This window comes from Marivibrio sp. (assembly GCF_040218065.1).
GTDB lineage: Bacteria > Pseudomonadota > Alphaproteobacteria > UBA8366 > Aestuariispiraceae > Marivibrio.
In genome coordinates this window covers 126,843-141,183 of sequence record NZ_JAVJQE010000001.1, presented here as the reverse complement: position 1 = coordinate 141,183, position 14,341 = coordinate 126,843, and the positions used below count along the sequence as shown (strand labels likewise).

Below are 14,341 nucleotides of genomic sequence, written 5' to 3'. Positions count from 1 at the left end.
GCCGACGGTGCGCTAGCGCGTTCGCCCGCGCGCGACGAGGCTCAGCTCTCCTTGATCAGTTTGCGCCGCAGCCAGCCGGAAAACACGTCCATCATGATCACCACCGCGATCGTCAGAATGATGATGTAGAGGGTGTTCTCCCAATCCTGGCCGGTGCGCAGAGTCTCCACCAGCTTCAACCCGATGCCGCCAGCGCCAAGCGCGCCGATGACGGTGGCCGAGCGGGTGTTCGATTCGAGGTAATAGAGGGATTGCGCGATGAAGATGGGCAGGATCTGCGGGATGACGCCGAATCGATAGCGCTGCACCGGCGCCGCGCCGGTGGACTTCACCCCGTCCACCTGGCGTCCGTCGATATTCTCCAGCGCTTCCGAGTAGAGTTTGCCCAACGTCCCGGTGTCGGTGAAGGCGATCGCCATGATGCCGGTCAGCGGCCCCAGGCCGAAGGCGCGAATGAAGATCAGCGACCAGATGAGATAATCGATCCCGCGCAGGAAGTCGAAGGCGCGCCGAATCACGAATCGAACCGGCCCCAGCGGATTGAAGTTGCGCGCCGCCGCGAAGGCGAGCGGCAGCCCGACCATCGAGGCGACGAGCGTACCCAATAGGGCCATCAGGATGGTCTCCAGCAAGGCCTGGAAGACCTCGCCATGCTGCCATTCCTTGTTGTTCCAGATGTCGGAGAGGAGCTTTTGCGTATTGGACAGCCCCGCTTCGATCTGCGGCTGACTTTGCGCGTAGTCCCAGGCTTCCAGCAGCCCCATGCCGTGAAACGCGCTCTGATAGCCGAACCAGAAGTTCTCCCAACCCAGAAAATAGCGGTGCACTTCGATCCGCGTGCGGGTCATACGCACGCGTTTGAACAGGCTGGGACGCGCCTCGAAGCGGCGGTCGTTGACCTTCACCCACCCAGGCTGCGGGCCGGTCATCGTCACCGTGCCGTCCTCCAGCACGCGGGCGCTGATCGCCTGATCCAGGCCCGGCGCGAACAGCGTCAGCGAGCGGTCCTGCAGCGTGACCGAGTAGCCGTCGCCCAAATCCACCGCGGTCTGGTCGCCGCTGCGCCGCACCCACTCCGGATCCTGCTTGAACCCGCCTTGCCGCGCCCCTTCGATGGAGAGTTTCGGCCCCTCCTCGTCCCGCAGGTCCTCGGTCACGTGAACTTTGTAGGCGAAGCTGTCGAGCGCCAGGATCATGCCGCGATCCATGCGCGACTGCTGGACCAGCGAGGTCATGTCGAACGCGACCCAGGCGTAGGCGAGATAGATCACCACGCCGATCGCGAGTCCGACCGGCCAGAACATCTGCCGACGCGAGCGCTTCAGCGTGTCCGCGAACCGGCGTTCGAGATCGGCGGCGGCGGAGGCGGCGGTGGAGGCGGCGGTGGAGGCGGCGGTCATGGTCTGCGAATCTCCTGTCGCGCCCGGTTAAAGCGGTTGCAGGCCGTCGCCGATCATGCGTCTGCGCAGGCGCCCGGACGCCTGATCAATGAGCATGATGGCGAGGAACAACAGCACGAACAGCGCCGCCGTCTCCGCGCCTTGGCTCCAGCCGATCGCCTTGCGCAGCTCCGCGCCGATGCCGCCGGCGCCGACGAAGCCGAGGATCGCCGAGGCGCGGATATTGATCTCGAAGCGCATCATCAGATAGCTGGTGAAGTTCGGCAGCACCTGCGGCAGCACGCCGAAACGCATGCGCTGGAACCAGTTGGCGCCCGACGCGGCCAACCCGTCGAGCGGCCCGCGGTCGATGTTCTCATTCACTTCCGAGAACAGCTTGCCCAACGCTCCGGCGGTGTGGAACGCCACCGCGATGATCGCGGGGACCGGGCTCGCGCCCAGCACGAAGATCAGGAACAGCGCCAGGATCAGTTCCGGAAAGGCCCGCGCGATGTCCATCGCGCGCCGGCAGATCGGCACCAGGGGCGCCCAGACGCCGAGATTCCGGGTCGAGCAGAAAGACAGCCCCAGAGCCAGCACCGCCCCCAGGATGGTCCCGACGGCGGCCATGTTCACGGTCTCGATCAGCGCCGGCAGAAACTCGATCAGCAGCGGAAACCAACTCCACCCCGCCTCTATCGCCTCGCTTACGATCGAGGAGGGATAATCGAAGAATTTGCTCAACCCGCTGAAGAAGCCGCCGGAATTCATGTCCTCGGCCAGCGTGAAACCGCCGGCCATCACGAAGACCGTCACGCCGAGGAATAGCATCGTATAGAGCTTCCGCGTGCGTTCGGTCTTCGCGTAAGCCTGATCCAGCTGTTCCAGTTTGGTCAGCGTCGGCGGGTCGGCGGCGGACATGGGCGAACCGTCACAAGTCTTGGCCTTGCGGCGTTGAAAGGGAGAGGCCGGCGCCGGGACGGATCCCGACGCCGGCCTCCGTGAACCGGTCTGAGCTTACTCGCCGATCTTGGAGCGGCGGGCTTCGATCACGCTGATGTAGGCGCTGTGATCGATCGGGGCGATGCCCTTCACCTCGCCGGCCATGAAGCCGTAAGCGCACTCGGGGTCCATCGACTCCAGGCTGGCCATCATGCCGACCATCTTCACCTTGACCTCGGTCGGCAGCGCCTTGCGCAGCACGATCGGGCCTTCCGGAATGACGTTGGAGCGCCAGATCTCGCGCATCTCCGTCATGTCGACGAGGCCGCTGTCGACCGCCTTGCGGAAGGCGCCGCTGTTGAAGCCGTCCTCCCAGGCGCCCAGGCCGTCAGCCCAGCTGACGCCCGCGTCGTAGTCGCCGTTGTAGACGCCGACGATGGTCTGCTCATGGCCGCCGGCGAAGACGACGTCGCTGAAATACTCGCCCGGCTCCATGGAGTAACCGGCCTGCGGAATCTCGATCGACGGGATGAGGTAGCCGGAGGTCGAGTTCGGATCGCCGAAGGCGAAGACCTTGCCTTCCATGTCGCCGAGGTCCTCGATGTCGTTCTCGACCCGCGCGAAGCCGATCGAGTGATAGCCGTAGCTGCCGTCCGTGTTGATCTTCACCAGCACGGGCTCGACCGCCTCGGGGTCCTCGAGATAAACCGCGGCGTAACCGGAGGCGCCCAGCCAGGCCATGTCGATGGTGCCGCCCAGCAGCCCCTCGATCACGGCGTTGTAGTCGGCCGGCGCGAACAGTTTAGTCTCGACGCCGAGCAGCTCTTCGGTCTTGGCCCGCACGCACTCGTTCGAGCGCAGACGGTCGTTGGCGTTCTCTCCGCCCAGGATGCCGATGCGGAACTCTTCGATGCCCTGCGCGGCGGCGGGAGCGGCGAAGGGGACGGCTGCGGCCGCGGTGATGGCGGCGGCGGCCGCGAACGTGCGGAAGTTGGTCATGGGATTGCCTCTCAGCCCTCTGTTTTCCGACTGCTGCGGAATGGTTCCTGTTTCGCTTGGAGCCGACCGCTTTTTTCGCGGCTTTCCCCCAGGCTCCTGAAGGGGCTCGACCAAGTGATTGCTTCTCATTGTTGTCGCTGACGCATGCAGGCGGCGCGCGCCCCTCAGAGGCCGACCACCTTCACCGCCGCGTCCTGATCCTGCGCCGTCTCGGCGGAGCCGACCGGGGCGTCGCCGCTCAGGCTGGTGGAGGTCGCAGCCTCGTCGAATTCATCGCCCGCGCCGTAGATCGCCCGGGCGGCGTCCGTCGTCAGGTCGTCCGGACCGCCCTCGAAGACGACGGCGCCCTGGCTCATGCCGACGATCCGTTCGCAGTACTGCCGCGCGGTGTCGAGCGTGTGCAAATTGCAGATGACGGTGATGCCCTCCTCCTGATTGATGCGCTTGAGCGCCTCCATCACGAGTTTGGCGTTGAGCGGATCAAGCGATGCGATCGGCTCGTCCGCCAGGATGATCTTGGGGGTCTGGACCAGAGCGCGGGCGATCGCGACGCGTTGCTGCTGGCCGCCGGAAAGCGTACCCGCCTGCTGCAAGGCCGTCTGAGCGATGTCGAGCCGGTCGAGCGCCATGAGCGCCGTGCGCCGATCCTCGTCCGAGAACAGTTTGAACAGGCTCTTGGTGACGCCCATGCCGTTCAACCGACCCAACATGACGTTGGTCAGCACGTCGAGGCGCGGCACCAGATTGAACTGCTGAAAGATCATCGCGCAATCGGCCCGCCAGCTGAGCAGCGCCTTGCCCTTAAGCCCGGAGACCGAGCGCCCTTCGCAGCGGATCTCCCCGCTCGTCGGATCGCTCAACCGATTGGTCATTTTGAGGAGCGTCGACTTGCCGGCGCCGGAGCGGCCGATGATCCCGAGCATCTGTCCGCTCGGGACCTCCAACGTCACGCGATCGACGGCCGTGACCGAGCCGAACCGTTTCGTGACGGATTTGAACTCCAGCATGAAAGGGCTCCCGTCGCCGGCCGCCGCGGCCGATCATCGTGCGTCGATAGGTCGAAACCCGTCCCGCTGACGCGCTCCCCCTTGCGGGCGTCGGGCGGTCCACGCTTGAACGCGCTTCCCAAAACCGCCCGGCGGGACGCCCGATGCTTATCCGTCGAGCTTTACGGTTTCGTTACCGCTTCAAGACAACTGCATGATCGGCCGACGCGACGCCCGGCGCGGTCGCGTTAAGGGAATCGTAACGTCGACCCTATTCTCTGCGCGGCTGTAGGGCTCGCATCCGCCCCTGCGGATCGGCTAAGGTCGCTTAGGCGCTGCGGGACGCCGGCGCGCGGAAGAAAGGTCGGGCGATGGCGCGAAGCAAGGAAGAGGCGAAACAGGAGCTCGAGCGGCTGCAGTCGATCATGCGATCGATGCCCGATCAAAAGGACGCCGCCGCTCAGCAGGTCGCGGCCAAGATCAAGAAAATCGAACAGGAGATCGCCGGCGCGTCCGACGTCGGGTCGAAGGGGCCGAATCTCGCGCTATGGCTGGGCGTCGCCGTGGCGCTCGGCGCGATCGCCTTCGCCGCGGCCTATTTCGGCGGTCAGATGATGCAGGGCTGACGCCGCAGGGCCGGCCTCAGGCCATGTCCTCCGCCAGGATGGCGAGGCAGTCGCCTTCCTTTATCAATCCCGGGAAATGGCGTTGCAGCACGACGCCGCCGATATTGGCGCGCACCTCGATCGCAGGCCTGTCGGTGCGGTGCAGCGGATAGATCCGCGCCAGCACGTCGCCGGCCGCCACGCGCGTCCCGAGGTCGGCGACGATCTCGAACAGGCCCGGCTCGTCGGCGACATGGACGCCGCCCTCGGGCATATCCATGAAGCGGGTGTCGCCGGGCAGATCGAGCGCGCCCTCCAGCATGTCGAAATGCTTCAGGATGTTGCGCACGCCGCGATCGGCGATGGCGATCGTCTCGGCGCCGGCCGTGCCGCCGCCGGCCAGTTCGGTCGTCACGAAGATCTTGCCCAGGTCCTCGACCGCCGTGTCGAACATGCCGGCCGAATCAAGCTCCGTCATGATCAGGCCGTAGGGCGCCCCGAAGGCCTTCATCGCCGCCAGGCTTTTCGCCTTGTGGTCGGCGTCGGGCAGATCGTGGATCGCGGCGAAGGGCAGGAAGCTGAGCGTGCGCCCGCCGGAATGAATGTCAACCACCGCATCGGCGAGCGGCAGAATGCGGCGGTAGACGCAATCGGCGATCATCTTGGTGACGCTTCCCATGCGGTCGCCGGGGAAGCTTCGGTTCATGTTGCCGCCGTCGATCGGCGACGTGCGCGCGCCCGCGCTGACCGCCGGCGCGTTCAACGCCGGCAGGGCGATCACCCGGCCCGACAGGCGTCCCGGATCGGCCGCCAGCTCGCGCACCAGCTTATGTACGGCGATCTGGCCTTCATATTCGTCGCCGTGATTGCCGGCGGTGAACAGCACCGTCGGCCCGACGCCGTTCTTGATGCAGGCGATCGGTACGCGCACCGCACCCCAGGCCGATTGATCGCTGGAGTGGGGAACGTTCAGGAAGCCGTGCTGCACCCCGTCGCGGTCGAGGTCGAGGGTGATCGAGACGCGTTCGACGTCGGCGCTCATTGAGGGCGTCATCCTTCCGAAGGGGCGCGGGAAAACGCACTGAAACATCATGAGCGCGCAGGCGTCAAACCCGGTCGGGTCGGGCGCGTGCGGCGGGGACGGCGACGGGCGGGCCCCACCTCGATAAATGGTATCACCACTCTTCTGTTGCCATTCCCGTCGCCGCGGTCTTTTCTACGCCCAGAAGGGCGGCGCCAGACCCGCCCGATACGGGCGACCCCAGGCGGGAGGATGGATATGGAGGTCATGCGGCTCTTCGCGCTCGACTGCTATCCGCAGAAGGACGAAAAGCCGACGGTGGTGATGATCGTCGCCGCCGAGACCGAAGCGGCGGCCGTCCGCCAGGCCTTCGACCATCCCAACGCCGCCAATTACGAGGCGATCGCCCTCAATCCAAAACAAAAGATCCGGCGCGCCGACGGCTTAAACGCGGGCGTGCACGGGTTTGTCGAATGGCGCGCCTTCAAACGTCTGATCGGCAAAGCTTAAGACAACGCGGTTGGTGGAGACCGGGGCCATGAAGCTCGACGGCAAGGAAATCCTGATCTGCGACTGCGAGGGGACCATGCCCCTCGACGGCGAGGCGCTGGCCAAGGCCTGCGGCGCTGATCCGGCTGACGCGCCGGCGGTGCACCGCAACCTCTGCCGCCGGGAGTTGGAGCGATTCGCGCGCGCCGTCGGCGCGGCCGACGGCGCCGGCGCCGGCGCCGGGACGGTCGTCGCCTGCACCCAGGAGCGCGTCGCGTTCGAAGAGGCGCTGGCCGACGCAGGGATCGACCCGGCGCAGCCGCCCGTCTTCGCCAACATCCGCGAACTCGCCGGCTGGAGCCGCGAGGCGAAGAAGACCGGCCCGAAGATCGCCGCCCTGCTGGCCGCGGCCTCGCTCGCGCGGCCCGACGCGCCCACGGTGGCGATGGAGTCGGCGGGCGTCTGCCTGGTCTACGGGGCCGGCCAGACCGCGGTCGACGCGGCGCGTCAACTGGACGGGCGGCTCAGCGTTTCGCTGCTGTTCACCGACCCTCAGGACGTGTTGCCGTTGGGGATCATGGATCTGATGACCGCGCGCGGGAAGATCGCCGGCGCCGGCGGCCATCTGGGGGCCTTCGAAATCGTCGTGGACGGCTTCGCGCCGCTCGACCCCGCCTCGCGCGGGGAACTCGCCTGGGGCCGGCCGGCTGATCAGGCCTCCAGCCGCTGCGACGTGATCCTCGACCTCTCGGGCGGCGCGCCGCTGTTCCCCGCCCATGAGAAGCGCGACGGCTATCTGCGGGCCGACCCGAAAGACCCGGTCGCCGTCCAGAAGGCGGTCCTGCAGGCGACCGATCTGGTTGGGGAGTTCGAGAAACCGCGCTACGTCGCCTTCGACGCCGAGCTTTGCGCGCACAGCCGGGCGCGCATCACCGGCTGCACCCGCTGCCTGGACGTGTGCCCGGCCGCCGCGATCCGCCCCGACGGGGATGCGGTCGCGATCGATCCCTACCTGTGCGGCGGCTGCGGGTCGTGCAACAGCGTGTGCCCGACGCAGGCGGCCCGCTACGCCTACCCGTCGGACGCGGCGGTGCTGGGCCGGGTGCGCACGCTCCTCAAGACCTATCGCGAGGCCGGCGGCGAGCGGCCGACCCTGCTGTTCTACGCCGAAGGCCGCAGCTTCGAGACGATCGAGGCCTCGGCCCGGTTCGGGCGCGGCCTGCCGGCCGCCGTGCTGCCGGTCGCCCTGAACGAGGCGACGCAATTGAACGCCGAGCTGTTGATCTCGGCGATCGCGCTGGGCGCGCATCGGGCGGTCGTGCTGGTCCATCCCTCGAAGCGCCATGAACTCGACGGCCTCGCCCAGCAGACGTCCTTGGCGGAAACCATGCTCGCCGGCCTCGGCTACGAAAGCGGTCTGGTCGAGGTGGCGACGGAAGACGATCCCGACGCCTTGGAGGCGACCCTATGGGATGCGCCCGCCGCCAAACGCAAGCTCGCCATGCCGGCGGCGGCGGCGTTCGCGCCGCAGGATGAGAAGCGCACCAATTTGCGCATGGCCGCCGCCCATCTGCACAAGCACGCCCCCGCCCCTCAGGATCAGGTCGCCCTTCCCAAGGGCGCGGCCTTCGGGACGGTCAAGGTCGACGTCGAGGGATGCACGCTTTGCCTCGCCTGCGTCGGCGCCTGCCCGACGGGCGCGCTGTCCGACAATCCGGACAAGCCGCAGCTCTCTTTCACGGAGGACGCCTGCATCCAGTGCGGCCTGTGCAAGAACACCTGCCCGGAGAAGGTGATCGCCCTCGAGCCGCGCTACAACTTCCTCCCCTCAGCCGCCGACGCCGTGGTGATCAAGGAGGAGGAGCCCTATCACTGCGTCTCCTGCGGCAAGCCCTTCGCCGCGAAGAGCGTGATCGAGAAGATGCTCGAGCGTCTCGGCGACAAACACTGGATGTTCAAGGGCGGCCAGATGGAGCGCCTGAAGATGTGCGAGGACTGCCGCGTCCAGGCCGTCTTCGACGCCGGCGAGGGCGAAGTCTTCCGCAGCGGCGAGCGGCCCAAGCCGCGCACCACCGACGACTACTTCGCCGCCCGCGACCGCGGGGAGGAGGAGTAGACCCCGCCGCTTGTCGTCGGCGGCGCCCCGCAGGCTCTAGGGGCGCCTCGTCATCAAGTCAGTCCATGTCGAAAGACGATTCCGTAAGCCGCGGACCTCCCGCCTCGTCGGCCCGGACTGGTTCCGGGCCAACGGCCTCTCGCGTCCGCCGGGGCGCACCGCTGTTCCCCCGGCACGAGGCCGGGGTGGCGGTCGACGGCCTTTGGCGGATCCTCGGAGGGTCGGCGACGCAATACTTAATTCATCCGCACGGAGCGCTGAACCGACGCCGAGACGCGCCCGCACCGCGGAATGAAGTATTGTGTCCCCGAAAGAGGATCGGGATGGCGACGCCGCCGCCCCGCCCCCTCTGGCCACTCCCGACGCCAGCCGCTAAAAGGCGGGTCGTTCGTCATCGCCTTTCGGAGTCCCCCGCCCATGACCGCCACCGACCCCCGCACCCTGCTGGCCCAGGCGCTGCACTACACCGACCCCGCGACCGGCGCGGTGACGCCGCCGATCCATATGGCCAGCACCTACGCGCGGGACGCGGAGTACGGCCTCGTGGCCGGGGCCAGCTACAGCCGCGCCGACAATCCGACCTATCTGGCGGTGGAGCGCGTGATCCGGGAGCTCGACCAGGCGGCGGAGAGCCTCGTTCTCTCCTCCGGCATGGCGGCGATCGCCTGCGTTTTGGAGACCGTGCCGACGGGTAAGCGCGTCGCCGCGCCCTCCGTCCTCTATCACGGCACGATGGAGTTTCTGCAGGGCCTCAGCATCCATCGCGGCGTCGGCCTCGACTTCTTTGAGGCGGGCGACCAGGCCTCGCTGGAAGCGGCGATCACGCCGGGCGAGACCGACCTCGTCTGGATCGAGCCGATCGTCAATCCGACCTGGGCGGTGATCGACATCGCGCAAGCGGCCGAAGCCGCGCACGCGGCCGGCGCCCATCTGGCGGTCGACGCCACCTGCACGCCGGCGCTGACGACGCGCCCGCTTGAGCTCGGCGCCGACATCGCCGTTCAGTCGGCGACCAAATATCTCGGCGGCCACAGCGACGTGGTGGCCGGCGCGCTCTCGACGGCCGACGCGGCTGGCCCCCGCTGGACGCGCGCCAAACGCCTGCGCAGCCTCGCCGGCGGGGTGCTGGGGCCGATGGAGGCCTGGCTGCTCTTGCGCGGCATGCGCACGCTGGCGCTTCGGTGGGAGCGGGCCTGCGACAACGCGCTCGCCCTCGCCCGGCATTTCGAGGGGCACGCCGCCCTCGACGGCGTGCTCTATCCGGGCTTGCAAAGCCACCCGGGCCACGCCGTCGCCGCGCGCCAGATGACCGCCGGCTTCGGCGGCATGCTGTCGCTGATGGTCAAGGGCGACTTCGCCGCCGCCCAGGCCGTCGCGACCCGCACCAAGCTGATCCTCCCCGCCACCAGCCTCGGCGGGGTGGAGAGCCTGATCGAACACCGCAAGGCGATCGAACCGCCGGACAGCCCGGTGCCGGACAACCTGCTGCGCCTGTCCATCGGGATCGAAGCGGTCGAGGATCTGATCGCGGATCTGGAGCAGGCGCTCGGCCTCCGCTGAGCGCGTCGTCGCGACTTATTCGTCGTCCGGGCGACGGCCCAAACTCGCCGTGGCGATCGCATGATCGGATTTCGTGCGCAGATACCCCTTGCGCTCGCCCCATCCCATGTCTTCCGCGAGCAGGAGATGCTCGTCGAGGACGCCCGCGGTTACGACGCGGCCGACGGCCCTCGGGTTAAATGAGTTGAAGGCGTTCGACGCTATGACGTAGTCGAGGACCGAGCCCTTACCGCGATAGTAATGTGTGGCGGGACGCGCCTCGGCCCTTCTTTCGCGCGGCTGCAAGCTCCATGAATCGCCCAGCTTCAAGTTATAGACGAGCCGTTTGTCATTGCTCGACAAATCGCTCCAGGACACGCCGGCGATCTCAAACACGCGATCGTGCAGGATCGCCTGCAGCGGGACCGAATAAGCGTCGTCGTTCAGATCGCCGAGGATCAGGAGCGGCCGCCACTCCTCGTCCCTGAGCAATCCGCTCGCGACGTGATAAAGGGCCGCCGCCTCGGCGCCCCGTTGAAGCATAGCGGCGATCTGGCCGCGAGAGATGGCTCGGAGATCCTCTCTCACCACCTCCTCACGGCTCGCGTCGGGACCCAGGTCGGGCGCGGTGACGAGCGCCCGCTTGGATTTCAAGTGAGCCACGATCACGGTGGTGGGACCAATTCCCGGCAGTTCGACGACCGCCTGGATCGGCGTCCGGTAGAAATGCGCATCCGCGTGAACCGAAAGATCGGGTTTGATCTCTTCCGGAAAGGCGACCGGCTTTGCGTCGCGGATCGGATAGCGACTGGCGAGGCCTACGACCGGCCCCACCATCACCTGCGGGTCGGCCTCTGAGGCCTTCGGCGCATCCGCGGTTGCAAAGTGCGCCAGCCCCGCCCCGGCGCACAGCGCCTGCAGGGGCTCGGGTGAAAAGATCTCCTGAAAGCCGACGAGATCCAGCGCCGCATTTGAGAGGATGCGGGCGATCCAGCGCTGCTTCTCGTCCCACGCGTCCGGATCGTACGAATTTCCGCGATCGTACCAGCTAAGCGGCGGCGCCGCGTATTGATAAAGGTTGAAGCTTGCAACATTAATCGCTGACACGACGCCCCCCGTTCACAATCCGATTTAAATCTTTAACAGGTGCATATTAGCATTATTGCACGCATAAGAACATCGATCCGTCAGCCCTCGCGACCGGCGCGGCGCATGGGTCGCGATCGATCGCCGACGAACCGCCGACGCCCGTCTCGCCGATAAGCCCCGCCGGGCTGGAAATCCCCGCGCATCTGGACTACACCACGCGCGGACCCGCCGCCGAGAGGCCGGGGGCCGTTGCATAGTGATTTGCGAGAGCCTGAGCGATGAGCGCCGAGACGCCTGACCAGCAGACGCCCGACTACAAGGACACGATCTTCCTGCCGCACACGGAGTTTCCGATGCGCGCGGGCCTGCCGCAGCGCGAGCCGGAGATTCTGGCGCGCTGGGAGAAGATCGGGCTGTGGGAGGAGCTTCGCGCCGATTCGAAGGGGCGCGAGAAGTTCATCCTGCATGACGGCCCCCCTTACGCGAACGGCCATCTGCATATCGGCCACGCGCTGAACAAGATCCTGAAGGACGTGATCGTGCGCTCGCGCCAGATGACGGGCTATGACGCGCCCTACGTGCCGGGCTGGGACTGCCACGGCCTGCCGATCGAATGGAAGATCGAGGAGCGCTATCGCGAGCGGGGCCACGACAAGGACGCCGTGCCGATCGTCCAGTTCCGGCGCGAGTGCCGCGAGTTCGCCGATCACTGGATCGACGTCCAGCGCGAGGAGTTCAAGCGCCTGGGCGTGCTGGGCGATTGGGACAATCCCTACCTGACCATGGCCTATGACGCCGAGGCGGTGATCGCGAACGAATTGGGCAAGTTCCTGATGTCGGGCGCGCTGTTCCGCGGCGCGCGGCCGGTCTGGTGGTCGGCGGTCGAGAAGACCGCGCTGGCCGAGGCCGAGGCCGAATACATGGAGCATAAATCGACCACCATCTGGGTGAAGTTCCCGGTGGTCGAGGCGGCCGACCCGGCGCTCGACGGCGCGTCGATCGTGATCTGGACGACGACCCCCTGGACCATCCCCGGCAACCGCGCGGTCGCGGCGCATGAGGAGTTCGACTACGCCGTCGTCGAGCCGACGGAGGTCGGCGAGAAGGCCGGCGCCGCCGTCGGCGAGCGCTTCGTCGTCGCCAAGGCGCTGGTCGAGGCGACCTGCGCGCAGGCGGGCGTCCTTGGCTGGAAGATCGTTTCGACGCTGCCGGGCGCCAAGGTGATCGGCTCGACCTGCGCGCATCCCTGGCGCGGGATCGAGGACGCGCAGGGACATTACGATTTCGACGTGCCGGTCCTGTCGGCCGATTTCGTGACCGACGACGCCGGCACCGGCTTCGTCCATATCGCGCCGGGCCACGGCGCGGACGACTGGAAGCTGGGGACCGCCAACGGCATCGAGGTTCCGCAGACGGTGGGCGAGGACGGCTGCTTCTACGACTTCGTGCCGCTGATGGAGGGCGCGGCGGTCGTAACCCAGGAGGGCAAGGAGGGTCCGGCCAACGGGACCGCCATCCGGACTATCGCCAAGGCGGGCAAGCTGCTGGCCAAGGGATCCTTACGCCACCAGTATCCGCACAGCTGGCGCTCCAAGGCGCCGCTGATCTTCCGCAACACGGCGCAGTGGTTCATCTCGATGGAGACGAACGATCTGCGCAAGACGGCGTTGAAGGCGATCGACGAGACCGCCTTCTATCCGAAGGCCGGCCAGCGGCGCCTCTATTCCATGATCGAGAACCGGCCCGACTGGTGCATCAGCCGCCAACGCGCCTGGGGCGTGCCGATCCCGGTCTTCGTCCATAAGGAGACGGGCGAGCCGTTGCGCGACCAGGCCGTCGTCGACCGCATCGTGGAGGCCTTCCGTCAGGAAGGCGCGGACGCCTGGTTCGAAAGCCCGCCTTCGCGCTTCCTGGGGAACGACTACGACCCGGAGGATTTCGAGCAGGTGCGCGACGTGGTCGACGTCTGGTTCGACAGCGGCTCGACCCACGCCTTCACGCTGGAGCCGCGCGCCGATCAGCAATGGCCGGCCTCGCTCTATCTCGAAGGCTCGGACCAGCATCGCGGCTGGTTCCACTCCTCTTTGCTGGAGAGCTGCGGGACGCGCGGGCGCGCGCCCTATGACGCGGTGCTGACCCACGGATTCGTGATGGCCGAGGACGGCCGCAAGATGTCGAAGTCGCTCGGCAACGTGGTGGTCCCGCAGGAAGTGAACGACAAGTACGGCGCGGAGATCCTGCGCCTGTGGGTGGTCTCGGAGGACTATTCGGGCGACCTGCGCATCGGCGAGAGCATGCTGAAGCAGCTGACCGACTATTACCGGCGCTTCCGCAACACGCTGCGCTGGCTCCTCGGCAACCTCGCCCATTACGACCCGGCCAAGCGCGTCGATCCGGCCGAGATGCCGGAGCTGGAGCGCTGGGTGCTGAGCCGCCTCGCCGAGATGGACAAGACCGTGCGCGCCGGAATCGAAGACTACGATTTCAACGAGATCTTCCGCGAGCTGCATGAGTTCTGCGCGGTCGATCTCTCGGCCTTCTATTTCGACGTGCGCAAGGATTCGCTCTACTGCGACGCGCCGGACGATCCCAAACGGCTCGCCGCGCTGACCGTGTTGGACGAGGTGTTCAACTGCCTGACCGCCTGGCTCGCCCCGATCCTGTGCTTCACGACGGAGGAGGCGTGGCTGGCGCGCAACGGCGCCGAGGGTCAAGCGGCGGCGGACCTCTCCGTCCATCTGCGCCAGATGCCCGCCCTCCCGGCCGATTGGCGGGACGAGGCGCTTGAGGCCAAGTGGGCGACGGTCCGCAAGGCGCGGCGCACGGTCCTGGCCGCGCTGGAGCGCAAGCGCGCCGACAAGGAGATCCGCGCCAATCTGGAAGCCGCTCCGAGGGTCTTCGTGCCGGCCGACATGCAAGGGGCGCTGAATTCCGTCGATTTCGCCGACGTCTGCATCACCTCCGAGATCACGATCTCGGACGCCGACGCGCCGGAGGACGCCTTCCGCCTGCCCGACGCGCCGGAGGTGGCCGTAGTCTTCGCGCGCGCCGAGGGCGAGAAGTGCCAGCGCTGCTGGAAGGTGCTGCCCGACGTCGGATCCGATCCGTCGGCGCCGGGCGCCTGCGGGCGTTGCGCAGACGCGATCAAGCGACTGCCCGCGGCGGCGGAGTAAGGG

General features: G+C 67.3%; 11 protein-coding genes. 5 read left to right on the top strand and 6 right to left on the bottom strand.

Annotation, left to right across the window (positions count from 1 at the left end; all coding sequences use genetic code 11):
* Nucleotides 1–41 precede the first annotated feature (41 nt).
* The 4 genes from phnE (RIB45_RS00670) to phnC form a co-directional block, all read right to left on the bottom strand.
* Nucleotides 42–1,400 (bottom strand): phosphonate ABC transporter, permease protein PhnE, encoded by a 1,359-nt coding sequence (gene phnE / locus RIB45_RS00670; protein WP_350047702.1) that lies wholly within the window; start codon nucleotides 1,398–1,400, stop codon nucleotides 42–44.
* A 27-nt stretch (nucleotides 1,401–1,427) separates the two neighbouring features.
* Nucleotides 1,428–2,300 carry a phosphonate ABC transporter, permease protein PhnE gene (gene phnE / locus RIB45_RS00665; RefSeq protein WP_350047700.1) on the bottom strand — a complete coding sequence of 291 codons (873 nt, stop codon included), beginning with the start codon at nucleotides 2,298–2,300 and terminating at the stop codon, nucleotides 1,428–1,430.
* A 96-nt stretch (nucleotides 2,301–2,396) separates the two neighbouring features.
* Nucleotides 2,397–3,320: a phosphonate ABC transporter substrate-binding protein gene (phnD, locus tag RIB45_RS00660; protein WP_350047698.1), complete on the bottom strand. Its 924-nt coding sequence runs from the start codon at nucleotides 3,318–3,320 to the stop codon at nucleotides 2,397–2,399.
* 164 nt (nucleotides 3,321–3,484) lie between these two features.
* The gene (gene phnC / locus RIB45_RS00655) at nucleotides 3,485–4,327 is read right to left on the bottom strand and encodes a phosphonate ABC transporter ATP-binding protein (RefSeq protein ID WP_350047696.1); all 843 of its coding nucleotides are present in this window, start codon (nucleotides 4,325–4,327) and stop codon (nucleotides 3,485–3,487) included.
* A gap of 350 nt (nucleotides 4,328–4,677) precedes the next feature.
* Between phnC and RIB45_RS00650 the strand changes: the two genes are divergently transcribed.
* Nucleotides 4,678–4,932, top strand: coding sequence for a hypothetical protein (locus RIB45_RS00650; protein ID WP_350047694.1), 255 nt, complete (start codon nucleotides 4,678–4,680; stop codon nucleotides 4,930–4,932).
* Between the two features lie 16 nt (nucleotides 4,933–4,948).
* On the opposite strand, the gene doeB is transcribed toward RIB45_RS00650, so the two are convergent.
* The gene (gene doeB / locus RIB45_RS00645; protein ID WP_350047692.1) at nucleotides 4,949–5,953 is read right to left on the bottom strand and encodes a N(2)-acetyl-L-2,4-diaminobutanoate deacetylase DoeB; all 1,005 of its coding nucleotides are present in this window, start codon (nucleotides 5,951–5,953) and stop codon (nucleotides 4,949–4,951) included.
* Nucleotides 5,954–6,184: 231 nt separating this feature from the next.
* Between doeB and RIB45_RS00640 the strand changes: the two genes are divergently transcribed.
* The 3 genes from RIB45_RS00640 to RIB45_RS00630 all read left to right on the top strand — a co-directional run bounded on the left by RIB45_RS00640 (nucleotide 6,185) and on the right by RIB45_RS00630 (nucleotide 10,097).
* Entirely contained in the window at nucleotides 6,185–6,442 is a 258-nt protein-coding gene (locus RIB45_RS00640; protein ID WP_350047690.1) for a hypothetical protein, read from the top strand.
* A gap of 28 nt (nucleotides 6,443–6,470) precedes the next feature.
* Nucleotides 6,471–8,537: a 4Fe-4S dicluster domain-containing protein gene (locus tag RIB45_RS00635; RefSeq protein WP_350047688.1), complete on the top strand. Its 2,067-nt coding sequence runs from the start codon at nucleotides 6,471–6,473 to the stop codon at nucleotides 8,535–8,537.
* Between the two features lie 417 nt (nucleotides 8,538–8,954).
* A complete protein-coding gene (locus tag RIB45_RS00630) occupies nucleotides 8,955–10,097 on the top strand; it encodes a trans-sulfuration enzyme family protein (RefSeq protein ID WP_350047686.1) in 1,143 nt (380 codons plus the stop codon).
* Between the two features lie 15 nt (nucleotides 10,098–10,112).
* Here the strand turns inward: RIB45_RS00630 and RIB45_RS00625 are convergent, their stop codons facing one another.
* Entirely contained in the window at nucleotides 10,113–11,183 is a 1,071-nt protein-coding gene (locus tag RIB45_RS00625) for an endonuclease/exonuclease/phosphatase family protein (protein ID WP_350047684.1), read from the bottom strand.
* A 260-nt stretch (nucleotides 11,184–11,443) separates the two neighbouring features.
* Between RIB45_RS00625 and ileS the strand changes: the two genes are divergently transcribed.
* Entirely contained in the window at nucleotides 11,444–14,338 is a 2,895-nt protein-coding gene (ileS, locus tag RIB45_RS00620; protein ID WP_350047682.1) for an isoleucine--tRNA ligase, read from the top strand.
* Nucleotides 14,339–14,341: the final 3 nt, after the last annotated feature.